20 protein-coding genes and 1 tRNA gene are annotated in these 26,693 nt (G+C 70.7%); 5 read left to right on the forward strand and 16 right to left on the reverse strand.

All coding sequences use genetic code 11. The features are described from left to right. Positions 1 to 143: 143 nt before the first annotated feature. Positions 144 to 818, reverse strand: a complete 675-nt coding sequence (locus ACFWHU_RS17240) for a response regulator (RefSeq protein WP_385798410.1) — start codon at positions 816 to 818, stop codon at positions 144 to 146. Beyond that, entirely contained in the window at positions 815 to 2,461 is a 1,647-nt protein-coding gene (locus tag ACFWHU_RS17245) for an ATP-binding protein (protein ID WP_387225445.1), read from the reverse strand. Before ACFWHU_RS17245 ends, ACFWHU_RS17240 begins: the two co-directional genes overlap by 4 nt. A gap of 97 nt (positions 2,462 to 2,558) precedes the next feature. Here ACFWHU_RS17245 and ACFWHU_RS17250 point away from each other — a divergent pair, with 97 nt between their 5' ends. The 4 genes from ACFWHU_RS17250 to ACFWHU_RS17265 are packed head-to-tail and all read left to right on the forward strand — an operon-like array spanning position 2,559 to position 5,996. Then, positions 2,559 to 3,560, forward strand: a complete 1,002-nt coding sequence (locus ACFWHU_RS17250) for a Bug family tripartite tricarboxylate transporter substrate binding protein (RefSeq protein WP_385798414.1) — start codon at positions 2,559 to 2,561, stop codon at positions 3,558 to 3,560. After that, positions 3,557 to 4,090, forward strand: coding sequence for a tripartite tricarboxylate transporter TctB family protein (locus ACFWHU_RS17255; RefSeq protein WP_381795421.1), 534 nt, complete (start codon positions 3,557 to 3,559; stop codon positions 4,088 to 4,090). The genes ACFWHU_RS17250 and ACFWHU_RS17255 overlap by 4 nt, the downstream gene beginning before the upstream one ends. Continuing rightward, on the forward strand, positions 4,090 to 5,589 hold the full coding sequence (locus tag ACFWHU_RS17260; protein WP_387225446.1) for a tripartite tricarboxylate transporter permease: 1,500 nt from the start codon (positions 4,090 to 4,092) through the stop codon (positions 5,587 to 5,589). Before ACFWHU_RS17255 ends, ACFWHU_RS17260 begins: the two co-directional genes overlap by 1 nt. A gap of 11 nt (positions 5,590 to 5,600) precedes the next feature. Further along, positions 5,601 to 5,996 carry a universal stress protein gene (locus ACFWHU_RS17265; RefSeq protein WP_385798420.1) on the forward strand — a complete coding sequence of 132 codons (396 nt, stop codon included), beginning with the start codon at positions 5,601 to 5,603 and terminating at the stop codon, positions 5,994 to 5,996. A 140-nt stretch (positions 5,997 to 6,136) separates the two neighbouring features. Here the strand turns inward: ACFWHU_RS17265 and ACFWHU_RS17270 are convergent. The 11 genes from ACFWHU_RS17270 to bldG form a co-directional block, all read right to left on the reverse strand. Beyond that, positions 6,137 to 6,210 (reverse strand) — tRNA-Thr (locus tag ACFWHU_RS17270). Positions 6,211 to 6,324: 114 nt separating this feature from the next. After that, the gene (locus tag ACFWHU_RS17275; RefSeq protein WP_387225447.1) at positions 6,325 to 7,851 is read right to left on the reverse strand and encodes an alpha/beta hydrolase; all 1,527 of its coding nucleotides are present in this window, start codon (positions 7,849 to 7,851) and stop codon (positions 6,325 to 6,327) included. 62 nt (positions 7,852 to 7,913) lie between these two features. Then, positions 7,914 to 9,119 (reverse strand): DNA polymerase III subunit delta', encoded by a 1,206-nt coding sequence (locus tag ACFWHU_RS17280; protein ID WP_385798424.1) that lies wholly within the window; start codon positions 9,117 to 9,119, stop codon positions 7,914 to 7,916. Between the two features lie 163 nt (positions 9,120 to 9,282). Next, positions 9,283 to 12,633, reverse strand: a complete 3,351-nt coding sequence (tmk, locus tag ACFWHU_RS17285; RefSeq protein ID WP_387225448.1) for a dTMP kinase — start codon at positions 12,631 to 12,633, stop codon at positions 9,283 to 9,285. 153 nt (positions 12,634 to 12,786) lie between these two features. After that, positions 12,787 to 15,636, reverse strand: a complete 2,850-nt coding sequence (topA, locus tag ACFWHU_RS17290; RefSeq protein ID WP_387225449.1) for a type I DNA topoisomerase — start codon at positions 15,634 to 15,636, stop codon at positions 12,787 to 12,789. 419 nt (positions 15,637 to 16,055) lie between these two features. Then, the gene (locus tag ACFWHU_RS17295) at positions 16,056 to 16,253 is read right to left on the reverse strand and encodes a hypothetical protein (RefSeq protein WP_385798430.1); all 198 of its coding nucleotides are present in this window, start codon (positions 16,251 to 16,253) and stop codon (positions 16,056 to 16,058) included. 375 nt (positions 16,254 to 16,628) lie between these two features. Continuing rightward, positions 16,629 to 18,140, reverse strand: a complete 1,512-nt coding sequence (locus ACFWHU_RS17300) for a methyltransferase (RefSeq protein ID WP_387225450.1) — start codon at positions 18,138 to 18,140, stop codon at positions 16,629 to 16,631. A 223-nt stretch (positions 18,141 to 18,363) separates the two neighbouring features. Continuing rightward, complete coding sequence (locus ACFWHU_RS17305; protein WP_385798433.1) at positions 18,364 to 18,975, reverse strand: small secreted protein; 612 nt, start codon at positions 18,973 to 18,975, stop codon at positions 18,364 to 18,366. Between the two features lie 246 nt (positions 18,976 to 19,221). Further along, positions 19,222 to 21,639 carry a sodium-translocating pyrophosphatase gene (locus ACFWHU_RS17310; protein ID WP_385798435.1) on the reverse strand — a complete coding sequence of 806 codons (2,418 nt, stop codon included), beginning with the start codon at positions 21,637 to 21,639 and terminating at the stop codon, positions 19,222 to 19,224. 305 nt (positions 21,640 to 21,944) lie between these two features. Continuing rightward, complete coding sequence (locus ACFWHU_RS17315; RefSeq protein WP_385798437.1) at positions 21,945 to 22,409, reverse strand: ATP-binding protein; 465 nt, start codon at positions 22,407 to 22,409, stop codon at positions 21,945 to 21,947. 104 nt (positions 22,410 to 22,513) lie between these two features. After that, entirely contained in the window at positions 22,514 to 22,867 is a 354-nt protein-coding gene (bldG, locus tag ACFWHU_RS17320) for an anti-sigma factor antagonist BldG (RefSeq protein ID WP_078075833.1), read from the reverse strand. 80 nt (positions 22,868 to 22,947) lie between these two features. Between bldG and ACFWHU_RS17325 the strand changes: the two genes are divergently transcribed. Then, on the forward strand, positions 22,948 to 25,476 hold the full coding sequence (locus ACFWHU_RS17325) for a DEAD/DEAH box helicase (RefSeq protein ID WP_387225451.1): 2,529 nt from the start codon (positions 22,948 to 22,950) through the stop codon (positions 25,474 to 25,476). Here the strand turns inward: ACFWHU_RS17325 and ACFWHU_RS17330 are convergent. Genes ACFWHU_RS17330 through ACFWHU_RS17340 form a run of 3 tightly spaced genes read right to left on the reverse strand, consistent with a single transcriptional unit; the run spans position 25,466 to position 26,644 of the window. Then, complete coding sequence (locus tag ACFWHU_RS17330) at positions 25,466 to 25,933, reverse strand: Rv3654c family TadE-like protein (protein WP_385798441.1); 468 nt, start codon at positions 25,931 to 25,933, stop codon at positions 25,466 to 25,468. The two genes, ACFWHU_RS17325 and ACFWHU_RS17330, sit on opposite strands and share 11 nt — an antisense overlap. Next, positions 25,930 to 26,361 carry a TadE family type IV pilus minor pilin gene (locus ACFWHU_RS17335; protein WP_387225452.1) on the reverse strand — a complete coding sequence of 144 codons (432 nt, stop codon included), beginning with the start codon at positions 26,359 to 26,361 and terminating at the stop codon, positions 25,930 to 25,932. Before ACFWHU_RS17335 ends, ACFWHU_RS17330 begins: the two co-directional genes overlap by 4 nt. After that, complete coding sequence (locus ACFWHU_RS17340) at positions 26,348 to 26,644, reverse strand: DUF4244 domain-containing protein (RefSeq protein WP_387225453.1); 297 nt, start codon at positions 26,642 to 26,644, stop codon at positions 26,348 to 26,350. Before ACFWHU_RS17340 ends, ACFWHU_RS17335 begins: the two co-directional genes overlap by 14 nt. Positions 26,645 to 26,693 lie beyond the last annotated feature (49 nt).

Raw genomic sequence — 26,693 nt, forward strand, 5'->3', positions numbered from 1 at the left:
CCGGGGCGACCGGCGCGACCGGCGCGACCGGGGCGACAGACGCGCCGGGCTCACGTCGCGTTGCTGTCACTGCTCCCCATGCCTTCGCTGCTGTACGAATGGGAGGGACTGGCTCCATGGCGACGGGACCGGCAAGAGCGAACTCAGGTGCGCCAACCGTAGCGGCGCTCGGGCCTGCCGGCGACTCCATACCGCAAGGACACCTCGGCGCGGCCGGTGTCGCAGAAGTGTTCGAGGTAACGGCGGGCGCTGACCCGGGAGATACCGGCGCGGGCCGCGCACTCGGCGGCGGACAGCGTTCCGTCGGTACCGCCCAGTGTGCGTTCGATCAGCTCCGCGGTCTCCACGCTCATGCCCTTCGGCAGCGCGACACTCGATGTCGGCCAGCCGGCCCCGGTCAGTACCCGGTCCACGTCGGCCTGGCCTCTGACGACTGTGGTGAGCAGGCTGTTGCGCTGGGCGGCGTACCGCTCCAGGCGGGGACGCAGGTCGTCGAATTCGAACGGCTTCAGCAGGTAGTTGACCACCCCCTGGCGGACGGAGCGGCGGACCGCGTCGACCTCGCGCGAGGCGCTGATCACCATGACGTCACAGTCGTGCCCGGCGTTTCGCAGGCGCGGAATGACGTCCAGGCCGAACATGTCCGGAAGATAAAGGTCGAGCAGGACCAGGTCGGGGAGCAGTTCGCCGACAGCCGTGATCGCCTGCTCGCCGGTGTTCGCCGTGCCGACGACCCGGAAGGGATCGACGCGTTCGACGAAGGTCTGGTGAACGCTTGCCACCATGAAGTCGTCGTCGACGACCAGTACGTCGATCATCGGGAGGCTCCTTCCGGTATCGCGCCGGCCAGGTTGCCGACGGACATCCTCGCGGTGAACATGGCGCCGTCGGGCGTGTTGGTCACCGCGATCTCGCCGCCGCGGCGCTCGCAGACGAGCCGGGTGAGCGCCAGCCCGATGCCACGCTCCCCCTCTTGGGCAGCCTTCGTCGTGAAGCCGTGTGAGAAGACTTCCTGGGCGAGCTCGGGCGCCACGCCGGGGCCCGAGTCGCGCACCACGATCTCCACGCTGGACGCGTCCTGCCGCAATTCGACCTCAACCCAGGCATCGTGAACGTCGTCGCCCGCGGCCGCGGCGTCGACGGCGTTGTCGACGAGGTTGCCGATCACCGTCGCCACGTCCACCGAGTCCTCCGGCGCCAGCCGGTCGAGCGCCGTGTGCTCCGATATGCGCAGTACGACCTTCCGTTCAGCCGCGAGCGAGGACTTCGCCGTCAGCAGAGCGCCGACAGCCATGTCCCGGACGCGTCTGGTCAGGGTCAGGTCCAGCGACTGGCGGTGCCGGCTCAGCGCGCGGACATACCGCACCACCTCGTCGTGCTTACCGATCTGGATCAGCCCGGAGATCGTGTGCAGCTGATTGGCGAACTCGTGGGCCTGCGCGCGCAGCAGCTCGGCGGAGCTGCGGAATGATCCGATCTCGCGTTCCAGCTGCGCCAGTTCGGTGCGGTCCCGCAAGGTCGTGACCGAGCCGAGCCTGCGGCCGTCCTTGGTGACGGTCATCCGGTTCATCACCAGCACCCGGCCCCGGCGTATGACGACTTCGTCGCGCCGCTCGGCGGTGTCACCGGGAGATCCGGCGAGCACGTCGTGCAGTCGGCCCTCGATCCGGAGGTCGGCCAGACTCATCCCCACACAGTGCTCGGGCAGGTCGAGCAACCGCCTGCCGACATCGTTCACCAGTGTGAGCCGCAACTGCGGGTCGAGGGCGATCACGCCCTCCGCGATCCCGTACAGCATCGCCTCGCGATGCTCGGCGAGCCCCGCGATCTCGCGTGGCTCCAAGCCGAGGGTCTGGCGTTTGGTACGCCGGGCCAGCAGCCACGATCCGATCAGGCCGAGCCCGCTCGCGATGCCGAGGTAGGCGAGCAGATACGACGACGCGCCACTCAGCCGCTGCCAGATCGTCGGTGACGCCTCACCGATCATCACCATGCCGAGATGCCGGCCGAGATCGGGTTGAGCCGGTTTGAGCACCGGCACCTGGGCCACCATCTGGTGGGCACCGTCCAGGACCAGGTCGCCCGACCAGCCGCGGGCCTCGGCGACGCCGGGGCCGAGCGACAGCTGTGTACCGATCAGCGTGGGATTCGTGGAGCTGACGATCCTGCCGCGGCTGTCGGCGACCGTCACGGAGGTGACGACGGACTGGGTCCGCGTGGCCTGGACGAGCGGGGCGAGCGTCTCGCCCGGCGCCGGTCGGCCGAGCTGGCTGGACACCAAGGGGTTGCCGGCCAGCTGCTCGGCCAGCGCGGTGACACGGCGTCCTTCGACCCGGTCGAAGGTCGCTTCCGACTGGGCCAGCGAGACGGCGGCGACCGCCAGCAGCACCACGACGACGATGGCGAGCTGGAGTACCAACAGCTCGCCCGCGAGGGTATGGCGGCGAAATGTGACGACCACAATTAACTCAATCTTCAATGCCGACACAACACAGACGTGGTATCCGGCGAGTCGCACAATCATGGCCTCCGACTGCCGGAAGAGAAAGAGACAAGCCATGAGAACTCGAAGAGCCACCGTCGTCAGTGCCCTGGCCGCCATGTCCATGCTCGCGGTGGGCGCCTGCGGTGCCACCGCGGAGAAGAAGGGGACGAGCAAGAGCGACGGGCCCGTCACCAGCCTGCGGATCATGGTCCCCAACACCCCGGGCGGGGGGTACGACACCACGGCGCGGACGGCGGCCAAGGTGATGGAGGACGCCAAGATCGCGTCCGGAATTCAGGTGTTCAACCTTCCGGGCGCCGGCGGCACGGTCGGTCTCCAGCGCACGGTGAACGAAAAGGGCAACGGCAAGCTCGCCATGCAGATGGGACTGGGAGTCGTCGGCGCCGCGTACACCTCGAAGTCGAAGGCGACGCTCTCGCAGACCACGCCGCTCGCCAAGATGGTGGAGGAGGCGGGCGCCGTCGTCGTGCCCAAGAACTCTCCGTACAAGACGATCGGCGATCTCGTCACGGCCTGGAAGAGCGACCCCAAGAACGTCGCTGTCGGCGGCGGCTCGTCGCTCGGCGGACCGGACCACCTGCTTCCGATGCAGCTCGCCAAGGCCGTCGGCATCGAACCGAAGAAGGTCAACTACATAGGTTACGACGGCGGTGGTGAGCTGCTCCCGGCGATCCTCGGCGACAAGATCGCCTTCGGTGTCAGCGGTTTCGGTGAGTTCCTCGACCAGATCGAGGCGGGTCAGGTGCGGGTGCTGGCGGTGACCAGCGAGAAGCCGATCGAAGCCCTCAAGGATGCTCCGACGCTGAAGTCCGCGGGTATCGACATGGTCTTCACCAACTGGCGCGGAATCGTCGCCCCGCCCGGCATCAGCGACGCCGACACGAAGGTCTGGGTCGACTCGCTGACGGCGATGCACGACTCCAAGGAGTGGGAGGCCGAGCTGACCAAGCACGGCTGGACCGACGCCTTCATGACAGGCGACGCGTTCGCCGACTTCCTGACGAACCAGGACAAGGCTGTCGCCGACATCCTCGCAGAGCTCGGTCTGGCATGAGCCTGGACGTCAACACGGACACCGACTCGGGTTCCCGCCGGTCCCCCGGCGGGGACCGCGCACAGTACGGTGTGTGCGCGTTCCTCGCCCTGTTGGGCGTGTTGGTGATCGTCGACGCCACCGGTATCGCGCACTCGACGAGCAGCACCGACCCGGTCGGGCCGCGCACGGTACCCGTGCTCCTCGGCGTGCTGCTCCTGGTGATCGCCCTGGTGTACACCGTCGATGTCGCGCGGGGCGGTCGCGCCGAACCGGAGGCCGGTGAGGACGTCGACCTGACGAATCCGGTCGACTGGCGGACAGTTCTGCTGTTGATCGGCGCGTTCGTCGTCAACGCGGTGTTGATCGAACCCCTCGGCTGGGTGATCAGCGGGGCCCTCCTGTTCTGGGGAACAGCCTTCGCTCTGGGCAACCGGCACTACGTTCGCAATCTGGCGATCGCGGTGGCGCTGTCGCTGACCACCTTCTACACCTTCGCGATCGGCCTCGGCGTCAATCTCCCGGCCGGCGTGCTGCAAGGAATCCTGTGATGGACAACCTGAACCATCTGCTCGAGGGGTTCGCGCACGTCGTCACCCCGATGAACCTTCTGCTGGCGCTGATCGGCGTCACCATCGGTACGGCGGTCGGGGTCCTGCCCGGCATCGGCCCGGCCATGACGGTGGCTCTGCTGCTGCCCGTGACGTACGGAATGGAGCCGACCCAGGCATTCATCATGTTCGCCGGCATCTTCTACGGAGGCATGTACGGCGGTTCGACCACCTCGATCCTGCTGAATACGCCCGGCGAATCGTCCTCGGTCGTCACAGCCATCGAGGGCAACAAGATGGCGAAGGCCGGCCGGGCGGCGCAGGCGCTCGCCACCGCGGCGATCGGATCCTTCGTCGCCGGAACGATCGGCACTCTGCTGCTGGTGCTCGTCGCCCCGCTCGTGGTGGATTTCGCGGTCGGCCTCGGCGCACCGGACTACTTCGCGATCATGCTGCTCTCCTTCATCGCGGTCACCGCGGTACTCGGCTCGTCGCGCATCCGTGGGTTCGCCTCGCTGGCCGTCGGACTGGTGATCGGCATTGTCGGAATCGACTCGGTCTCCGGGCAGCAGCGGCTCACCTTCGGTGTTCCCCAGCTCGCCGACGGCATTGATGTGGTGGTGGTCGCCGTCGGCATCTTCGCCGTCGGCGAGGCCCTCTGGGTGGCGGCGCATCTGCGGCGTCAATCCGCGGGAGTGGTCCCCGTGGGCGTGCCGTGGATGGGCCGCGAGGACTGGAAACGGTCCTGGAAGCCATGGCTGCGCGGCACCGCCTTCGGCTTTCCCTTCGGGGCCATGCCGGCCGGCGGCGCGGAGATACCGACGTTCTTGTCGTACGCCACGGAGAGAAAGCTGACCAAGTACCCCGAGCAGTTCGGCAAGGGGGCGATCGAGGGAGTTGCCGGCCCGGAGGCGGCGAACAACGCGTCCGCGGCGGGCACCCTGGTGCCGATGCTCGCCATCGGGCTGCCGACGAACGCGACCGCCGCGGTGATGCTCGCGGCATTCCAGTCGTACGGCATCCAGCCCGGCCCGCTGCTGTTCGAGCGCGAGTCGGAGCTCGTCTGGGCGCTGATCGCCAGCCTGTTCATCGGCAATCTGCTGCTGCTCCTGCTGAATCTGCCGCTCGCGCCGGTCTGGGCCAGGCTGCTGCGAATACCGCGCTCCTATCTGTACGCGGGGATCGTGTTCTTCGCGTCGATGGGTGCCTACGCGGTCAATGCCCAGCCCTTGGACCTGTTCCTCCTCCTGACGCTGGGTCTGATCGGTTTCGGCATGCGGAGATTCGGACTGCCGGTGCTGCCGCTGATCGTCGGCGTCATCCTCGGCCCCCGCGCGGAACTGCAAGGCCGGAGGTCTCTTCAGCTGTCGGGCGGCGAACTGTCCGGTCTGCTGGGCGGACCGGTGTCCTATGTGATCTACACGGTGATCGTGCTCGTACTGGTCTGGCCGCTGGTCCGCCGGTACATCGTGCGTCCGCTCGTCGAGCGACAGAACTGAAAGGGGTAGCCATGACGGTACTGGTGGGATACGTGCCGACGCCGGAAGGAGAAGCGGCCCTGCGCGCGGGAGTCGACGAGGCGCGCACCCGGGGCGAGACCCTGCTGGTGATGAATACCTCGCGAGGCGACGCGTACGTCGACCGCGGTTTCGCACAGCAGAGAGACCTCGACCATGTCCGACGGGATCTGACCGAGCTGGGTGTCGACTTCGACATACGCCAGGTGGTCGGCGGGCGCGATGCCGCCGAGGAGATCGTCGAGCTGGCGGGGTCGTCCGAGATCTCCCTGGTGGTGATCGGGCTGAGGCACCGCAGCGCGGTCGGCAAGCTCCTCCTGGGGTCCTCGGCGCAGCGGATCCTCCTGGATTCGCCGTGTCCGGTCCTCGCGGTGAAAGCAGATTCCTGACATTCCGTCGCCTCGAGGTGCGTCATCGAAGGACGCGATGCAGCGTATGGAAGACGCGTTCCAGAGGGCACGCGCACGGCGTCGTATCCGGAAAAGCAAAAGCCCCAGATCACGGCGAGTGAGTTCTGGGGCCTTCACAGAGCCGCCTTCGGGATTCGAACCCGAGACCTACGCATTACGAGTGCGTTGCTCTGGCCAACTGAGCTAAGGCGGCAAGCTGCAGAGTTGTCTGTCCGCGCACGGTCAGGTTCGCATCAGCAGCGGCGCCAAGTCTACAGGGTTCTTATGGGTGCCCCGCACCAGCCCGTGGGTGGGGAGAGGGGGGTGGTCAGCACTTCTTGCCGTTCTTGGGTGGGGTGCCTTCGAGGAGGTAGGTGTTGATCGCCGTGTCGACGCAGTCGCTGCCGCGGCCGTACGCCGTGTGGCCGTCGCCGTCGTACGTCAGCAGGACGCCGGAGGAAAGCTGGCCGGCGAGGGACCGGGCCCACTTGTACGGGGTCGCCGGGTCGCGGGTGGTGCCGACCACGAGAATCGGGGGCGCTCCCTTCGCCTCGATGCGGTGGGGGGTACCGGTCGCCTTGGTCGGCCAGTAGGCGCAGTTCAGGCCGGCCCAGGCGAGGCCCGTGCCGAAGACCGGGGATGCCTGCTGGAAGGAGGGGACCGCCGCGTCGACGTCGGCGGGGCTCTTGAAAGCGGCCGGGAGGTCCAGGCAGTTCACGGCCGCGTTCGCGTACATGAGGTTGGTGAACGAGCCGTCGCCCTCGCGTTCGTAGTAGCTGTCGGCCAGGGCGAGGAGCCCGGAGCCGTCGCCGTCCATCGCGCTGGTGAGGGAATCGCGGAGACCGGGCCAGCCGGACTCGTCGTACATGGCGTTGATCACACCGGTGGTGGCCAGGGACTCGCCGAGCTTGCGCGGTTCGCCGGTCGGGATCGGCTCGGTGTCGAGGGTGTTGAAGAAGGTCTTCATACGCTGGGCGGCGTCGGCCGCCGACTCGGTGCCCAGCGGGCAGTCATCCTGCTTGACGCAGTCCGCCGCGAACGCCGAGAAGGCGGTCTCGAAGCCCGCCGTCTGGTCGCGGTTCATCTCTTCCGCCGGCAGGGAGGGGTCCATCGCTCCGTCGAGGACGAGGCGGCCGACCCGTTCGGGGAAGAGTTCGGCGTACGTGGCGCCGAGGAAGGTGCCGTACGACGCCCCGACGTACGACAGCTTCTTGTCGCCGAGGACCGCCCGGAGGATGTCCATGTCGCGGGCGGCCTCGACGGTGGAGACGTGCGGGAGAATCTCGGCGGACCGCTTCGCACAGCCCTGGGCGAGCTTCTTGTAGGAGGCCGCCAGGAGGCTCCGCTCGGTCTGGTCGTCGGGTGTCTGGTCGACCTGGGTGAAGGCGTCCATCTCCTTGCCGGTGAGGCATTCGACGGGTGCGCTGCGGGAGACTCCGCGCGGGTCGACCGCGACCATGTCGTACCGGGCACGGACCGGGGCCGGATAGCCGATGCCCGCGTACCCCTGGAGGTAGTCGACGGCCGAGCCTCCGGGGCCGCCCGGATTGACCTGGAGGGAGCCCAGGCGCTTGCCGGGGCCGGTGGCCTTCTTGCGGGCGACGGCCAGGTTGATCTCGGTGCCGTCCGGCTTGTCGTAGTCGAGCGGCGCCTTCATCGTGGCGCACTGGAAGTCGGGCACGCCGCATCCGCGCCAGTCGAGCTTCTGCTCGTAGTACTTCTTCAGCGCGGCCGGTGCCCCGGACTCCGGGGACGTCTCGCCCGACGACGAATCGCCGGAAGTACAGCCGGAGACGAGCAGGCCGGCCGCGGCCAGCCCGGTGGCGGAGAGACGAAGGAGGCGCCTGAGGTCCATTCGAGGAGCCTAACCGTCGCACGGCGGGTGTCTCTTTTCCGCGCTCGTACGGGTGACGGCGCTCAGCCGGCCCGCAGCGACACCGTCATCGCCTCGACCGCCAGCAGCGGCGCCACATTGCGGTCGAGCGCCTGGCGGCAGGCCACGATCGCCTCTATCCGGCGCAGGGTGGCCTCCGGCGTCGACGCTCCCGCGATCCGGTCGAGCGCGTCCCGCACGTCCTCGTTGGCGATCCCGGTGCGCGAGCGGAACTGGATCGCCAGCACGTCCCGGTAGAAGCCCGTCAGATCGGTGAGCGCCAGATCGAGGCTGTCCCGCTGCGTACGTGTGGAGCGGCGTTTCTGCCGGTCCGCCAGCTCCTTCATCACGCCCGCCGTACCGCGCGGCATCCGGCCGCCCGGCGCGGCACCGAGGGCGGCCTTCATGTCCTCGGTCTCCTTGACGTCGACACCCTCGGCGACCTCCTTGGAGTCCTCCCCCGCCGCGTCGATCAGCTCCTGCGCGGCCCGGAGACAGCCGCCGATGTCCTCGACGCGCAGCGGGACCTTGAGGACGGTGGCCCGGCGGGCACGGGCCCGCTCGTCCGTGGCGAGACGGCGGGCGCGGCCGATGTGCCCCTGGGTGGCGCGCGCCGCCGCGGCGGCGGCCTCCGGCTCGACGCCGTCGCGCCTCATCAGGACGTCCGCGACGGCGTCCACCGGTGGCGTACGGAGCGTGAGATGGCGGCAGCGGGAGCGGATCGTGGGCAGGACGTCTTCCAGGGAGGGCGCGCAGAGCAGCCAGACCGTGCGGGGCGCGGGCTCCTCGACGGCCTTGAGCAGGACGTTGCCCGCGCCCTCGGTGAGGCGGTCGGCGTCTTCGAGGACGATGACCTGCCACCGTCCGACCGCCGGGGAGAGCTGGGCCCGGCGGACCAGCTCCCTCGTGTCCTTGACGCCGATGGAGAGCAGGTCTGTGCGGACCACCTCGACGTCCGCGTGCGTACCGATCAGGCTCGTGTGGCAGCCGTCGCAGAACCCGCAGCCCGGTGTGCCGCCCATCGCGCGGTCCGGGCTGGTGCACTGGAGGGCGGCGGCGAAGGCCCTGGCGGCGGTGGAGCGGCCGGAGCCCGGCGGGCCGGTGAACAGCCACGCGTGCGTCATCTTCGTCGCCTCGGGCGGCGCGGTGCCCGAGGACTCGGCCGTGACACGGGCGTCCGCGTCACGGGCGGCCGCGGTGAGCGTGTCGGCGATGCGGTCCTGCCCGACCAGGTCGTCCCATACGGTCATGCGCCGTCACCGCCTCCGAGTTACGTGCTTCGGCATCCGGACCGGGATCGGGACCGGCTGCCGACTTCCGGGATCCATTGTGGGGCCAGGGTCTGACAATCCCGTCCCACCTGGGCGGAGACCGACATTCGGGCGCCGGCCGTCAGCCGGGGCCCGAATCACCTCAGCGGCCGCGACCGCCGCGCGCCCCACCCTTGTCGTCGTCATCGTCGTGCGGGCCGAGCAGTTCGTCCGCGAGCGACGGAAGGTCGTCCAGCGGGGTCTCCTCCGCCCAGTCCGAACGCCGCCGTGCCGGCCGCTCCGGGTCGACCTGCGGCATCTCACGCGTCCGGTCGTCCCCCGCGGAGGTGGCCGGCGCGGGCGGCGATTCCTGCGCGCCCTCCCGGAAGTAGCCGGGCGGCACGCGGTCGGCCGGATCCGCGTCCCGTACGGGCGGCAGTACGGCGGTCTCGTCCGCCGCACGTGCCTCGGGCCGCGCCTCGGACCCCTCGCGAACGTCGGGCACGTCCCGTACCGGAGGCAGTACGGCCGTCTCGTCGACCGCCCGGTCCGACCCGGAACCCGAACCCGATCCCGATCCCGACGACTGCGAACCCGACTCGGAAGCTCCCGACCCGTCCGCCGGGTCCGGAACCTTCGGGATCACCCGCGTCTCGTCGTTGTCGACGCCGGCCGGTTCGCCACCCTTCGGCGTCGGCACCTCCTGCGTCGCGTCGTCCGGGGCGACCACCCGCTTCTCCCCGGCCGTACCCTCGAACGGCTTCACGACCGGTGTCGGAACGGTCAACTCACTCGCCGACTCGGCACGTTCGGCCTTCGCGGCCGCCTCGGCGGCCTCCGCCAGCCGGCGCGCCTCCTCGGCCCGCAGCAGCGACTCCTCGGCCCGGCGCTGCTTCTCGCGCCGACGCTCCTCCGCCTCGGCCCTGAGCCGGCTCTCCTCCTCGGCGAGCCGCCGCAGCCGCTCCTGCTCCGCGCGCCGCGTCGCGTCCTCGGCCTCGCGCCGTACGCGCTCCTCCTCGGCGAGCCTGCGCGCCTCCTCGGCCCGCTCCCTCGCCTCCATCGCCTGCCGGTCGGCCTCGCGCTGCCGCGCCTCCTCCAGCTCGCGGCGCTTGCGCTCCTCCTCCTCGGCCCGGAGCTTGGCGAGCTGCGCCTGCCGCTCGCGCTCCTGGCGCTCCTCCTCGGCCTTCCGCGCCGCCTCTTCCTCGGCCCGGCGCCGCGCCTCCTCGGCGGCGGCCTTCCGCGCCTCCTCCTGCGCCTTCACCTCGGCGGCGGAGAGCGGCAGCATCTGGTCGAGCCGGTGCCGTACGACGGTGGTGACGGCCTCGGGCTCCTGCGCAGCGTCCACGACCAGGTAGCGGCCGGGGTCGGAGGCGGCGAGCGTGAGGAAGCCGTCCCGTACCCGCTGATGGAATTCGACGGGCTCGGACTCCAGCCGGTCCGGTGCCTCCGTGAACCGCTCGCGCGCCGCCTCGGGCGAGACGTCGAGCAGCACCGTCAGATGAGGTACGAGACCGTCCGTGGCCCAGCGCGAGATACGGGCGATCTCGGTCGGCGCCAGATCACGCCCGGCGCCCTGGTAGGCCACGGAGGAGTCGATGTAGCGGTCGGAGATGACGATCGCGCCGCGCTCCAGGGCGGGGCGCACGACCGTGTCGACGTGCTCCGCACGGTCGGCCGCGTACAGCAGCGCCTCCGCGCGGTTGGACAGACCGGCGCTCGACACGTCCAGGAGGATCGACCGGAGCCGCTTGCCCACGGGCGTCGCGCCGGGCTCGCGGGTCACGACGACCTCGTGGCCCTTGGCGCGGATCCACTCCGCCAGCACCTCGACCTGGGTCGACTTCCCGGCCCCGTCGCCGCCCTCGACAGCGAGGAAGAAACCGTTCGCCGCCTGTGTCTGCACCGGGTCGGCGCCGCCGCGCAGCGCGTCACGCAGATCACGCCGCAGCGGTACGCCCGACCGGTCGTCGGTCTTGGCGAGTACGACGGCCGCCACGGGCAGCAGCAGCGCGCCGACCAGCATCAGTGTGAAGGCGGCGCCGCCGTGCGCGAAGACGAAGTCTCCGGAGGCCAGCCGGTGCGGTCCGATCGCGGCGGCCAGGACGGGCGCCGCCACGGCGCCGAGCGCCACGAAGACACGTACGACGGCCTGGAGATGGTCGGTCTGCCGGCCGCGCCGGTACTCCTCGGTCTCCTGGTCGATCAGCCCGTGGCCGGTGTTGGCCGCGACACCGGCGGACACACCGGCGAGCACCGCGACGAACAGCACGGTCGCCGTGTCCGGGACGAGTCCCATGGCCAGCAGCGCGACACCGGTGACGGCGATCGCCAGTGCGAGCAGCCTGCGCCGGGACAGTCCAGGCAGCACCTTCGCGGCGCCTCGGATGCCGATTCCCGTGCCGCCCGTCAGAGCGAGCACCAGGAGGGCGAAGGCGACCGGCCCGCCGCCCAGGTCCTTGGCGTGCAGTACGGAGACGGCGGTGGCGGACGCGATGGCCGCGGCGACGGCCGCGCAGGCGGCGACGAGCAGCGGCACCGCGCCCGTACGGCCCTTGTCGGGTCCGGTGCCGGTCTCCGGTCGGCGCAGGCCTTCGAGCGGCGAGCGCGGGCGCGGGGTGGGGCCGCCGGGCAGCTCCAGCATGAACAGGGTCGACACGGAGGCGGCGAACAGGCCGGCCGCGACGTACGAGCCGAGGGCCGCCTGGTGCAGCGAGAACCACTCGATGCCCGTGCCCAGCAGGTTGCCGATCAGCGTGACGACGAGCAGGGCGGCGGCGGCCAGCGGGATCGCGACGAAGCCGGTGCGCAGCGAGAGCCGGCGCAGCGCGTCGAGGTGGTCGGGCAGCGGGCGTACGGCGGCGCCTTCCGGCGGCGGGGCGGGGAGCAGGGCGGGCGCCGCGCTCTCCTTGGCCACTGTCCAGAAGCGTTCGGCGACGCCGACGACGAAGACCGTACTGAGAAGGATGGGCAGTGCGTTGTCGGGGCTCCAGTCGAGCCACAGGGGCGCGATGATGAGCAGCACGAGGCGTACGCCGTCGGCCCCGATCATCGTCCAGCGGCGGTCCAGCGGACCGCCCTTGGCGCCGGTCGTGGTGTCGGCCGTCGCACCGGCCTTCGTCTCGGTGGTCTGCCCAGCGCCGCTCTTGGCACTCCCCGCGCTCTTCGACCGCGTCCCGGTCCCGGGTGCGGTGAGGGCGGAGAGCGGTCCGAGGAGTACGGCTCCGAAGAGCACTGTGGCAAGGATCCGGGCACCGAAGACCGCGGCGACCGCGAAGGCCACCCCTCGGTATCCCGTCCCGAACGAGCCCTCGGCGACCGCCGCCTGCAACGACAGCAGCAGAAGCACGAGCAGGGCGAGTGCATCGCCGATGCTGCCCACGAGCTGTGCGCCCCACAACCGCCGAAGCGGGGGGAAGCGCAACAAGGCTCGTACGGCACGCTCTCGTGAGTCTGCGGCAAGTGCGTCGGAGTCGGAGGTGGGGCTCACGACCGTTGGCTGCTCGGCTCGCGTCATCCGCCCAGCCTATCCGGAGCCCGCGCGTCCTCGGAGGCCCGCCCGAACATACGACCGCCGCACAGGTCTCCGGGGAGTTCCTGTGCGGCGGTCATGCGGTGCGCGCGCTTCCGTACGGAGGCCCGTAAGGCGGCCGTACGGACCGCTCCTGTCCTACTCGTCCGTCTTCGTACCGGACGACGCGCTCGACTTCTTCGTGGCGGTCTTCTTGGCGGCCGTCGTCGTCTTCTTGGCCGCGGTCTTCTTCGCCGCCGTCGTCTTCTTGGCGGGAGCCTTCTTGGCTGTGGTCTTCTTCGCCGGGGCCTTCTTCGCCGTCTTCTTCTTGGCGGGTCCCTTGGCGCGCTTCTCGGCGAGCAGCTCGTAGCCGCGCTCCGGCGTGATCTCCTCGACGCTGTCGTCGGTCCGCAGGGTCGCGTTCGTCTCGCCGTCCGTGACGTACGCCCCGAAGCGGCCGTCCTTCACGACCACCGGGCTCCCGCTCACCGGGTCCGTCCCGAGCTCCTTCAAAGGAGGCTTCGCCGCCGCCCGGCCGCGCTGCTTGGGCTGGGCGTAGATCGCCAGCGCCTCGTCGAGCGTGATGTCGAAGAGCTGCTCCTCGGCGGTCAGCGACCGCGAGTCGGTGCCCTTCTTCAGATACGGGCCGTAGCGGCCGTTCTGCGCGGTGATCTCGACGCCTTCGGCGTCCGTACCGACGACGCGCGGCAGCGACATCAGGTTGAGCGCGTCAGCCAGCGTCACCGTGTCGAGCGACATCGACTTGAACAGCGAGGCGGTCCGCGGCTTGACGGCGTTCTTCCCGGTCTTCGGGGTGCCGTCGGGCAGGACCTCGGTCACGTACGGGCCGTAGCGGCCGTCCCTCGCCACGATCTGGTGCCCGCTCTGCGGGTCCACGCCGAGTTCGAAGTCGCCGCTGGGCTTGGCAAGCAGCTCCTCCGCGTACTCGACCGTCAGCTCGTCGGGCGCCATGTCCTCGGGGACGTCGGCGCGCTGGTGGCCCTCCGCGTCCTTCTCGCCGCGCTCGACGTAGGGGCCGTAGCGGCCGACGCGCAGCATGATGCCGTCGCCGATCGGGAAGGACGAGATCTCGCGGGCGTCGATGGCGCCGAGGTCCGTGACGAGCTCCTTGAGCCCGCCGAGGTGGTCGCCGTCGCCGTTACCGGCCGCGGCAGCGGCGGTCGCGGTGTCCGTCGCGCCCTCGGGGCCGTCACCGGTGCCGAAGTAGAACCGCTTGAGCCACGGCACGGACTGGGCCTCGCCCCGCGCGATGCGGTCGAGGTCGTCCTCCATCCGCGCGGTGAAGTCGTAGTCCACGAGCCGGCCGAAGTGCGTCTCCAGCAGGTTCACCACGGCGAAGGACAGGAACGACGGGACGAGCGCCGTGCCCTTCTTGAAGACGTAGCCGCGGTCGAGGATCGTGCCGATGATCGACGCGTACGTCGAAGGACGGCCGATCTCGCGCTCTTCCAGCTCCTTGACCAGCGACGCCTCGGTGTAGCGGGCCGGCGGCTTGGTGGCGTGGCCGTCGACGGTGATCTCTTCGGCGGTGAGCGCGTCACCCTCGGCGACCTGCGGCAGCCGGCGCTCGCGGTCGTCGAGTTCCGCGTTCGGGTCGTCGGCGCCTTCTACATAGGCCTTCATGAAGCCGTGGAAGGTGATCGTCTTGCCGGACGCGGAGAACTCGGCGTCCCGGCCGTCGCTGGACGTGCCCGCGATCTTGACGGTGACGCTGTTGCCGACCGCGTCCTTCATCTGGGAAGCGACGGTCCGCTTCCAGATCAGCTCGTAGAGCCGGAACTGGTCGCCGGTCAGGCCGGTCTCGGCGGGCGTACGGAAGCGGTCGCCCGAGGGACGGATCGCCTCGTGCGCCTCCTGCGCGTTCTTGACCTTGCCGGCGTACGTACGCGGCTTGTCGGGCAGGTAGCTCGCCCCGTACAGCTGTGTGACCTGCGCCCGCGCCGCCGAGACGGCGGTGGCGGACAGGGTCGTGGAGTCCGTACGCATGTAGGTGATGAAGCCGTTCTCGTACAGCTTCTGGGCGACCTGCATCGTCGACTTGGCCCCGAAGCCCAGCTTGCGCGAGGCCTCCTGCTGGAGCGTCGTCGTACGGAAGGGGGCGTACGGGGAGCGGCGGTACGGCTTCGACTCGACCGAGCGGACGGCGAACGACGCGTTCTGGAGGGCGGCGGCCAGCGCGTGGGCGTTGGCCTCGTCCAGATGCAGCACCTGGTCGGACTTGAGCCGACCGTCCGGGCCGAAGTCGCGGCCCTGGGCGATTCTGCGGCCGTCGACGGCCGACAGGCGGGCGTTCAGCGCGGAGGGGTCGGAGGCGTCGCCGGTACGGCCGGTGCCGAAGGTGCCCGTCAGGTCCCAGTACTCGGCGGAGCGGAAGGCGATGCGCTCGCGTTCGCGCTCGACGACGAGCCGGGTGGCGACGGACTGGACGCGGCCGGCGGACAGGCCGCGCATGACCTTCTTCCAGAGGACCGGCGAGACCTCGTAGCCGTACAGCCGGTCCAGGATCCGGCGGGTCTCCTGCGCGTCCACCATCAGCTTGTTGAGCTGGCGGGGATTGGCGACGGCGGCCCTGATCGCTTCCTTGGTGATCTCGTGGAAGACCATCCGGTGGACCGGGACCTTGGGCTTGAGGACTTCCTGGAGGTGCCACGCGATGGCTTCGCCCTCGCGGTCCTCATCGGTGGCGAGGAAGAGTTCGTCGGACTCGGCCAGCAGCTCCTTGAGCTTTCTGACCTGGGCCTTCTTGTCGGCGTTGACGACGTAGATCGGCTGGAAGTCGTGTTCGACGTCCACACCGAGACGGCGCACCTCGCCGGTGTACTTCTCGGGCACCTCGGCGGCGCCGCTCGGGAGGTCGCGGATGTGCCCGACGCTCGCCTCGACGACATATCCCGGGCCGAGATAGCCCTTGATTGTCTTCGCCTTGGCAGGCGACTCGACGATGACGAGTCGGCGGCCGGCGTGTCCGGTCTCGCTGGTCGGGGACAACTTCGCTCTTCTCTCCGGTCGGCTCTCGATGGCCCGTACCGCCTTACCGCGGTACGGCAGTACGACACCGCGGGGCAGGACATGCCCCGCTATGACGCTGCTTCGCTGCGGAGTGTGACGGTACAACCCGCCCCCGTGTCAAACGGCGAAAGACCGCAACGGCCACTCGAACGGTAACCCGAGTCAGGACGTTTCTGCCGCCCGGACCCGGTCGCCCGCCGCGTGGGACGGTGCCCGGGCGCCGTACGAACGGGGTCGGCCACAGGCCCGTGGGAGCGGCTTCACCGCAGGTCCCGGGGGTCGGCGGAGGGCATACCCCGGGCGGGATCCCGACGGGATCGGGCGGCCTTCGGGCGGCGTGGGACTCGTCGGGCGCGCCGGGCGGACGGGGGCGCCGGCCGTGCCGGAGGGGCCGGGGGTCAGATCCGGCCGAAGCACCAGACGCCGAGGGCCAGGAACGACACACCCGCCGTGGCCGCCAGCGTGATGGATGTCGCGGGACTCACACCGTGCGCCACGGGGGCGCGGTGCAGAACGCGCGCTCCTGTCCACACCAGCAGTGCCGCTCCGAACAGCGCGAACGCCGCTCCCGCGAAGATCGCCGGCCCGCTCTCCATGCCTGTACCCCGTTCGATTCCCGATGCCGAGAGGCTTCGGAGGCAGAGGCTGGCACCTCGGTGCGTCATTGGCGCGAATTCCGCGTGAACGGCGCGGGGGGTTCACTCTCGCGGCGTCCATCGGAGGCCGGAGGCCGGTCGTGGGGCGTCCGCCGGGTATCGGCGGGGAGGCGCCTCCCCGCGCGCGCCGTGCGACTCCCGCCCCGGCGCCCGACAACTGCGCCCGTACGGTCTCCGTCGGCTGGGCGAGTCGAAATACGCCAGGGGCATACACGGCAAGATCGGCCCGGGGATCGGCGGCAGGCCGGACGGTCAGTCAGCCGATCCGGTCAGGGGCCGGCCGACGGACCGGTCACGGGCCGGCCGGCGCTCCCGTCAAGGACCTGCCACCGGCACCAGGAAGCCCTCCTCCACCAGCAGCCGGATCGCCTGCGGCGTCCGGTCGCGCAGCAGCACCGGATCCTCCCCCATGAGCTGGGCGATCGCGTCCAGGATCCGTCCGGCGCTCAGCGAGCCGTCGCAGACCCCGGCGAAGCCCGCGGCGACCGTGTCCACCTTCGTCGCCCGCCGCATGCCACGGTTCTGACGGAGCACCACATGCTCGGGGTCCTCCGCGCCGGGCAGCCCGACCTGTTCCTGGACGACCTCGGGGGCCAGCTCGAAATGAGCGGTGAGCAGGGCGGCGTCGTCGTGCGCCCGCAGATAGTCCTGGCGCTCGAAATGGGCCCGTACGGTCTCGCCGAGCGGCTGCTCGACGGGGTGCGGCCACTCCTCCACGAGCACCGACGGCCGCTCGGAGCCCGACTTCCTGAGGGTGATCCAGCCGAAGCCCACGGCGCTGGTCTTCCGTGCCTCGAACTCGTCCAGCCACGCGTCGTACCGCGCGGCGTACGTCTCCGGGTCCGCCTCGTGGTCGCCGCTGTCGCGAAGCCACAGCTCCGCGTACCGCGTCACGTCCTGCACCTCGCGCTGCACGATCCAGGCGTCGCAGCCCCGCGGCACCCAGGACCGCAGCCGGTCCTGCCACTCCTCGCCGTCCACGTGCTGCCAGTTGGCGAGGAAGTGCGCGTACCCCCCGTCGGCGAGACGGTCGCCCGTCTCCTGGACGAGCGTGCGGCAGAGGTCGTCGCCGCCCATACCGCCGTCGCGGTAGGTGAGCCGGGCGCCGGGAGAGATCACGAACGGCGGGTTCGACACGATCAGGTCGTACGTCTCGCCGTCGACCGGCTCGAAGAGCGACCCCTCGCGCAGCTCGGCGGCCGGTTCCCCGGACAGGGCGAGCGTCAGCCGGGCGCACTCCAGCGCACGCGGGTTGAGGTCGGTGGCCGTGACCCTGGTGGCGTGCCGCGCCGCGTGCAGCGCCTGGATACCGGATCCGGTGCCGACGTCGAGGGCCTTGGCGACCGGCGTACGGACCGTGAGTCCGGCGAGCGTCGTGGACGCCCCGCCGACGCCGAGCACCACCCCCTCGCCGTGGCCGCTCGCCCCGGAGGCGCCGCCGACGGCGCAGCCGAGGTCGGAGACGATGAACCAGTCCTCTCCGTCCGGGCCGCCGTACGGCCGGACGTCGACGGTGGCGCTGACGTACGCCCCGTCCGGACCGTCCTCCACGACCCAGCCGTCGGCCAGGCACTCCCCCAGGGGGAGTACGGCACGGGCCCGCTCGGCGGGGACCGGCCGCTGGAGCAGGAAGAGTCTGACGAGCGTTTCGAGCCGGGTGTCGCCGCGGGTGGCCCGCAGGGCGGGCACGCTCTCGCTGCGGGCCAGCGCTGCGTAGGCGGGCGCGCCGAGCAGGTCCAGCAGGCCGTCGACGGTGAAGTCGCCGGCGAGCAGGGCGTCGCGGAGTCGGGGCGAGTGGTCGGGCGCGGGAAGGCTGGTCGTACTCACCCGTCCATTGTGGCGGCTGCCACCGACAAACGCCCGCGGCCCGGCTCCCCGGGCGGGGTGCCGGGCCGCGGGTCACGCGTCCGAGAGCGGTGCAGCGATGCGTACGACTGGGCTTACGTACGACGGGGCGTTCTTCTGACGAATCGGCAGAACAGAGGCCGCGTCAGGTCAGAAGGCCCACTTCAAGAAGCCCACCTCAAGAGGCCCGGTTCGAGAGACCTGTTCAGGAGGAGGTATCGGCGGACGACTCAGCCGAGGAACCGCCCGATCCGGACTCGGCGGGCGCCGAGGTCTTCGGCCGCTGGCAGCCGGGCTGCTTCGCCATCGCCGCGCCGACGTCACCGGACTGGAGCTTCTGCAGCGCCTCGTCACCGCTCGCGCTGAGCTTGTCGAGGTCGTCGGCGACGCCCTTGAGACCGTCCGCGAACTTCGCCTGGTCCTTGGTGTCGAGGTCGTCCACGTCGCCCTTGAGTCCGGCGTACGCCTTGGAGGTGGCGTTGAGCTCGCTGACGGCCTCCTTCTGGGTCTTCTCGCCGTCGTCGACGGGCGGGGCACCCGCTCCGTCCACCGCGGCGCCCAGCGCCTTGTAGGCGTCCGAGATCGACTGGAAGGCGGCCGCGTCGGTCTTCTGGACGTCGGCGGGCTTGCTGCTGTCCGAGGTCGCCTGCTGGATCGAGGTGTTGGCGTTCGCGATCTTCGTCAGCTGCGGCTGGACCTGGTCGCAGACCTTCTTGGCCCAGTCGTTCACCTTGCTGTCGCTGTCGTCGCTGCACCCCGACAGCGCCATGAGCAGTACCGAGCCGCCGGACAGTGCGGCAGCGAGCTTCTTGTTCACCGGATTGGGTCCCTTCCAAGGCTCTCGGCCCCGGAACATACACGCCAAGTGGGCGACTACCGCACGCCGAGTGTCCGACCTATAGGCCTATGCAACCATTTACACCTAAGGAGAGAACCCTCACTCCGCCACTGCCCGCAGGTCGGAAAGCAGGCGGGCGACGCGCCAACGCGCGCCGCCCGCCCGCCACTTGCCGTAGCCGCCACCGCGGCGGACACGTTCCGCCACGACGCGACTACAGGACGGCTACGAAGCCACCGCCGGATCCGGTGACTTGGTCGTCCCGCCCCCGGAGCCGCCTCCGTCGTCGCCCCCTTCGCCGCCGTCGTCGACGGTCACCGAGCGCCGCTTGGAGACGTACACCGCCCCGACGATCACGCCGATCGCCAGCACGGCCACCACCGCGCGCACCCCGGCGTTGGCGTCGCCGCCGTAACTGAACTGCACCACCGCCGGAGCGATGAGCAGCGCCACCAGGTTCATGACCTTCAGCAGCGGGTTGATCGCCGGTCCGGCCGTGTCCTTGAAGGGGTCGCCGACGGTGTCGCCGATGACGGTCGCGGCATGGGCGTCGCTGCCCTTGCCGCCGTGATGGCCGTCCTCGACGAGCTTCTTGGCGTTGTCCCACGCCCCGCCGGAGTTGGCGAGGAAGACGGCCATCAGCGTGCCGGTGCCGATCGCGCCGGCCAGGAACGAGCCGAGCGCGCCGACACCGAGGGAGAAACCGACCGCGATCGGGGTGAGTACGGCGAGCAGACCCGGCGTGGCCAGCTCGCGCAACGCGTCCTTCGTACAGATGTCGACGACTCGTCCGTACTCGGGCTTCTCCGTGTAGTCCATGATCCCGGGGTGCTCGCGGAACTGCCGCCGCACCTCGTAGACCACCGAACCGGCCGACCGCGACACGGCGTTGATCGCGAGCCCCGAGAAGAGGAACACGACCGCGGCGCCGAGGATCAGCCCGACCAGGTTGTTGGGCTGGGAGATGTCGAGACTCAGACCCATCTCGTCGGCCCTCGCCCCCACGTCCGAGACGGCCGTGGCGATGGCGTCCCGGTACGAGCCGAAGAGCGCCGCCGCCGCCAGTACGGCGGTGGCGATGGCGATGCCCTTGGTGATGGCCTTCGTGGTGTTGCCCACGGCGTCGAGGTCGGTGAGCACCTGCGCGCCCGCGCCCTCGACGTCACCGGACATCTCGGCGATGCCCTGGGCGTTGTCGGAGACGGGACCGAAGGTGTCCATGGCGACGATGACGCCGACGGTGGTGAGGAGGCCGGTGCCGGCCAGCGCCACCGCGAAGAGCGCGAGCATTATCGAAGTGCCGCCGAGGAGGAACGCCCCGTAGACGCCGAGGCCGATCAGCAGCGCCGTGTAGACGGCGGACTCCAGACCGATGGCCATACCGGCCAGGACGACGGTGGCCGGCCCGGTGAGCGCCGATTTGCCGATGTCGCGGACCGGGCGCCGGTTGGTCTCGGTGAAGTAACCCGTGAGCTGCTGGATGAGCGCGGCGAGCACGATGCCGATGGCGACGGCGACCAGCGCGAACGTCCTCGGGTCACCGGAGTGCGAGGTGATCTCGTCGGCGGTCACGCCGTCCAACTCCGCGTACGTGGAAGGCAGATACGTGTACGCCGCCACCGCCACCAGGACCAGCGAGATCACCGCGGAGATGAAGAAGCCGCGGTTGATCGCGGTCATCCCGCTGCGGTCGGAGGCCCGCGGCGCGACGGCGAAGATGCCGATCATCGCCGTGATGACACCGATCGCGGGGACGATCAGCGGGAAGCCGAGCCCGAAGTTGCCGAACGCGGCCGTGCCGAGGATGAGCGCGGCGACGAGCGTCACGGCGTACGACTCGAAGAGGTCGGCCGCCATGCCGGCGCAGTCGCCGACGTTGTCCCCCACGTTGTCGGCGATGGTCGCCGCGTTGCGCGGGTCGTCCTCGGGGATGCCCTGTTCGACCTTGCCGACGAGGTCGGCGCCGACGTCCGCGGCCTTGGTGAAGATGCCGCCGCCGACACGCATGAACATGGCGATCAGCGCGGCACCGAGTCCGAAGCCCTCCAGGACCTTGGGGGCGTCCTCGGCGTAGACGAGGACCACGCAGGAGGCGCCCAGCAGGCCGAGGCCCACCGTGAACATGCCGACCACGCCACCGGTACGGAAAGCGATCTTCATTGCCTTGTGCGCGACGGCTGTCAGATCCTTTTCCGGTTCGCCCTCCGCCGGGGTCGCCTCTCGCGCGGCTGCGGCGACGCGCACATTGCTGCGTACGGCAAGGCGCATGCCGAAGTATCCGGTGGCCGCCGAGAAAAGCGCACCCACCAGGAAGAACAGTGAACGTCCCGCGCGTTCCGACCAGCCGTCGGCCGGAAGCAACAACAACAGGAAGAACACCACGACAGCGAAAATAGCGAGGGTGCGCAACTGCCGTGCCAGATAGGCATTCGCGCCTTCCTGTACAGCAGCCGCGATCTCCTTCATGGAGTCGGTGCCCTCGTCGGCCGCCAGCACCTGACGGACCAGCCGCTGGGCGACGAGCAGCGCCGCCAGCGCGATGACCGCGATGATGATCACGATCAGTCTGTTGCCGTCCGTGAGTATCGCGGCAGCGAGAGAAGTGGAGTGCTCGGACAGTTGTGGATCGATGTGGCCCGCCATTCGTCCTCCTTGACGCTCAGCGCTCAAGATGGACGGATTGTAGGGAGCGGAAGCTGATCAAAACAGAGTGCGCCGCGTGTAATTGACCTTGACTTGCGGAGCCGCAAATGATCGGGCCCCGAAAAGCGCTCCGGAATGCGTAATGGGATCAACGCATTGACTGGTGATCCATTATCCCGGAGAAATAGAAAAGGCCCTGCTCAGCAGGGCCTCAAAGAAATTGGATCACGCTCTCGAGTCCGCCCCGGAGGCGGACCGCCCACGAAGGGCCGGCCGCCCGCCTCGGGCCGTACACATACGCGTATTCAGGGGAGCGCGACCGCCGAGGCGGTCGGCCAGCTCATCCGGATGACGCCGCCGGTCCCGTCGGACGTCACTTCGACGTCGTCGACGAGTCCGCTGATGACCGCGAGACCCATCTCGTCCTCGCCGTCGCCGGAGTCCGTCTCGTAGAGATCGCCCGCGAGGACGGACCTGCGGGAGACCGGCACGTTCTCGGCGGCGGCCGTGGTGCCCGGGGCGGGCACCTCGTCGCCGACCTCGATGGAGAAGACCTTCTCCTCCTCGGTCAGCACGACCCGCACGGGCGCGGTGATGCCGTGGCTGCGGTGCAGACCGACCGCGCGGCTGCACGCCTCACCGACGGCGAGCCTGACCTCGTCCAACACTGCTTCGTCGACACCGGCCCGGCGCGCCACGGCAGCCGCCACCAGACGGGCCGTCCTGACGTGCTCGGGCTGGGCGCTGAAGCGGAGTTCAACGGTGGCCATGCGATCCCCCTCAGACGTACGAGCGTGCGAAAACTGGGGCGCGGGTGCCCCGGGCATCACGCCCGGCGCCCCCCGCCCTTCCTTCCGAAAGCCTCCGGCCCGACTCAGTCGGTGGCGGCGACGGCCTCTTCGACCGTGGTGTGAATGGGGAACACCTTGGTCAGGCCAGTGATCCGGAAGATCTTGAGAATGCGCTCCTGGTTGCAGACGAGACGCAGCGAGCCCTCGTGGGCACGCACACGCTTGAGTCCACCCACGAGCACGCCCAGACCGGTCGAGTCCAGGAAGTCCACGCCCTCCATGTCGACGACCAGGTGGTAACTGCCGTCGTTCACCAACTCGACCAACTGCTCGCGCAGCTTGGGCGCGGTATACACATCAATCTCGCCACCGACCTCGACGACCGTACGGTCGCCACCGGGGCCGGACACATTGCGAGTCGACAGGGACAGGTCCACGGATCCTCCAGCACCTTGCAATCGAGCGGTCGCCCCTCGGGTCTCTCCCGACGGAGCCAGGGGGCGTATCGCCAGCCGCGATGGCATTCAATCACTTACCGGCAGCCATGCACGACGCCTTAGGACCATTGTCCGCCACGCCAGTGACAGACTCGGTGCCGATGGCCACGAATCACGGTCCTGGCAGGCCGCCCGAGAGCGGGGACTCCCGCCCCTCCCCCAGTACGGTCCTGGACCGGCTCACCGCGGGAGCGGGCCGGGCCGCGCGCATCACCCATACGGAGCACTTGCCCCCACGTGCGGGTCGTCATGCGGTCTGGCCCGATCGCATCCGGCCAGAAGTGATCAACGCCATTCAACTGGCCGGGGTCGACCACCCGTGGGCCCACCAGGCCGCCGCCGCCGAGCACGCCCTGGACGGCGAATCCGTCGTGATCGCGACCGGCACCGCGTCCGGCAAGTCCCTCGCCTACCTCGCGCCGGTGCTCACCACACTCCTGGAGGGCTCCGAGGCCCCCAACGGTCGCGGGACGACCGCCCTGTACCTCTCCCCGACGAAGGCGCTCGCCGCCGACCAGCGCCGTGCCGTGAAGGCGCTCGCCGCACCGCTCGGCAACAGCGTGCGCCCGGCCGTGTACGACGGCGACACCCCCGTCGAAGAGCGCGAATGGGTACGCCAGTACGCCAACTACGTACTCACCAATCCCGACATGCTGCACCGCGGGATACTCCCCGGCCACCCCCGCTGGTCCTCCTTCCTGCGCTCCCTGCGCTACGTCGTGATCGACGAGTGCCACACCTACCGCGGTGTCTTCGGCTCCCATGTCGCCCAGGTCCTGCGCCGTCTGCGACGTGTCTGCGCCCGGTACGGCTCCGACCCCGTCTTCCTCCTCGCCTCGGCCACCGCGGCCGAGCCCGCGTCGGCCGCGGGGCGGCTCACCGGTCTGCCCGTCCACGAGGTCGCCGACGACGCCTCGCCGCGCGGCGAGGTCGTCTTCGCCCTCTGGGAGCCCCCTCTCACCGAGCTCCACGGCGAGAAGGGCGCACCGGTCCGCCGCACCGCCACGGCGGAGACGGCCGACATCCTCACCGACCTGACCCTCCAGAACATCCGTTCGGTGGCTTTCGTACGGTCCCGGCGCGGCGCCGAGCTTGTCTCGGTCATCGCCCAGGAACGCCTCGCCGAGGTCGACCGCTCCCTCGTCAGACGCGTCGCCGCCTACCGGGGCGGCTATCTCCCCGAGGAGCGCCGCGCCCTGGAGCGTGCCCTGCACTCCGGCGAGCTTCTCGGCCTCGCCGCCACCACCGCCCTGGAGTTGGGCATCGATGTCTCCGGCCTCGACGCCGTCGTCATCGCCGGCTATCCGGGCACCCGCGCCTCCCTGTGGCAGCAGGCGGGCCGCGCCGGACGGGCCGGCCAGGGCGCGCTGGCCATCCTGGTCGCCAGGGACGACCCGCTGGACACCTTCCTCGTCCACCACCCCGAGGCGCTGTTCCAGCAGCCCGTCGAGTCCACCGTCCTCGACCCGGACAACCCGTACGTCCTCGCCCCCCATCTGTGCGCGGCCGCCGCCGAACTACCGCTCACCGAGGCCGATCTGGATCTCTTCGGCCCCGCGGTGCCCGAGCTGCTGCCGCAGCTCGTCACGGCGGGCCTGCTGCGGCGGCGCACCACCGGCTGGTACTGGACCCGCCGCGAGCGGGCCGCCGATCTCGCCGACATCCGGGGCGAGGGCGGCCGGCCCGTCCAGATCGTCGAGGCGGGCACCGGCAGGCTGCTCGGCACCGTCGACGAAGCGGCCTCCCACACCGCCGTGCACGACGGCGCCGTCCATCTGCACCAGGGCCGCACCTATCTCGTGAAGCAGTTGGATCTGGCGGACTCGGTCGCGCTCGTCGAGGAGGCCGCCCCGCCGTACTCCACCACCGCGCGCGACACCACCGCCATCTCCGTCCTCGAAGCCGACACGGAGATTCCGTGGGGCGGTGGACGCCTCTGTTACGGCTCCGTCGAGGTCACCAACCAGGTCGTCTCCTTCCTCCGCCGCCGGCTCATCACCGGCGAGGTCCTGGGCGAGAGCAAACTCGATCTGCCTCCCCGCACACTGCGCACCCGCGCCGTCTGGTGGACGGTCACCGAGGACCAACTCGACGCCGCCCGGGTCAATCCCGAGCAGTTGGGCGGCGCACTGCACGCCGCCGAGCACGCGTCCATCGGGATGCTCCCGCTGTTCGCGACCTGCGACCGCCGGGACATCGGCGGCGTGTCCGTACCGCTCCACCCGGACACCCTGCTGCCGACGGTCTTCGTGTACGACGGCCACCCCGGCGGCGCGGGCTTCGCCGAACGCGCCTTCCACACCGCGCGCGAATGGCTCACCGCGACCCGCGAGGCGATCGCCTCGTGCGAGTGCGAGGCGGGCTGCCCGTCGTGCATCCAGTCCCCGAAGTGCGGCAACGGCAACGAACCCCTGCACAAGCGCGCGGCCGTACGGCTCCTCGGCGAACTCCTGAGGTCGGCGCCCCCGCCGGCCCGGACGCCGGACCCGCCGGACCTGCCCGGGCCACGGACGGCCGAGGCCGGAGCCGGAGCCGAGGTCACGGGCTGAGGGTGTCGGGCGGTGGCGGTCCGGGCCCCGGGGCCGGCCGTACAGGTGCCGGTGGCGTCCCCGGTATCCGCAACGGTGCCGTGGCGGACGGGGGTGTGGGCCCCAACGTGGGCATGGGCGCGGGCAGCGCGTCCGGCGGGCCCGCGCGGGCCCTGACCGTCGGGGCGTACGGGCCGAAGTCCGCCCGCGCGGTCACGTCCGCGATCTCGCCGACCACCGCGCACCGCACCACCTCGGCTCCCTGCGCCCCGGCCACCTCGGCCGCCCGCGCGCAGGCGGCCTCCGCCCCGCGCAGCGCGTGACCGGCCGCCGCCAGCGCCGCCAGGTCCGCCGCCGAGCCCGCGCGGTGCCTGGCCACCACCGCCTGGCCCATGGCGAGGACCACCGCGAACACGGCACACAGCGCGGTCGTCGCCAGGGCCGCCCACACCGTCGCCGACCCTCGGTCCCGGCTCATGGCACCTCCTTCGCGGGCCCCGCCCCGCCCGCCGCCCTGTCCTCGGCCGGTGCCACCGCCTCCGCGGCGAGCGTCAGCGCGATACCCCGGGGCCCCGGGGTCGGGGCCTCCACCCGCACCCGCCACAGGTCCTCCGAGCGGGCCAGCGTGACCTCGGCGCCCGCGGGTGCGGCCGAGCGGGCGGCTTCCACCGCCACGGCCTGTGGCTCGGCCCGGGCCGCTGCCCTAGCCCCCGCCCTCGCGGCGTCCACGCACTGGATCTGCGCGGAGGCCGCCATCAGGGCCCACAGCAGCGCCGCGACGAACACCACCAGCGCCGGTACCGCCACGGCCGCCTCCGCCGTCACCGACCCGCGATCGCCGTCCTCTCCGGACGGCCGGGCGGTCCCGGCCCCGCGGGCCGCCGCTGCGGACTCAGAACTTCGCATCGAGAGCGTTCCCGATGACCGACTCCAGGGCGCCGGTGACGGACGCACCCGTGACCACCTTGTAGAGCCCGGCGGCGAGACCGCACGCGGCGAGCGTCACCATCGCGTACTCGGCGCTCACATTTCCGGGGTCCGCCCGCAGGCCGGCACGGGTCCGCAGGCCGGTTCCCATCCGTGGGACCGCGCCGACCCGGGCCCTGCTCCGGCGCAGTCGGCTCACCCTGCTCGCCCCCTCCACCACACGCCACGCCTGCCGTCCCGACAGCCCCATCCGCATCTTCATGTCAACCTCCCGTTTGATCAGCACAGTTGGATCAGCACAGTTGAAACAG

The organism is Streptomyces sp. NPDC060366 (assembly GCF_042725135.1).
Taxonomy (GTDB): Bacteria; Actinomycetota; Actinomycetes; order Streptomycetales; family Streptomycetaceae; genus Streptomyces.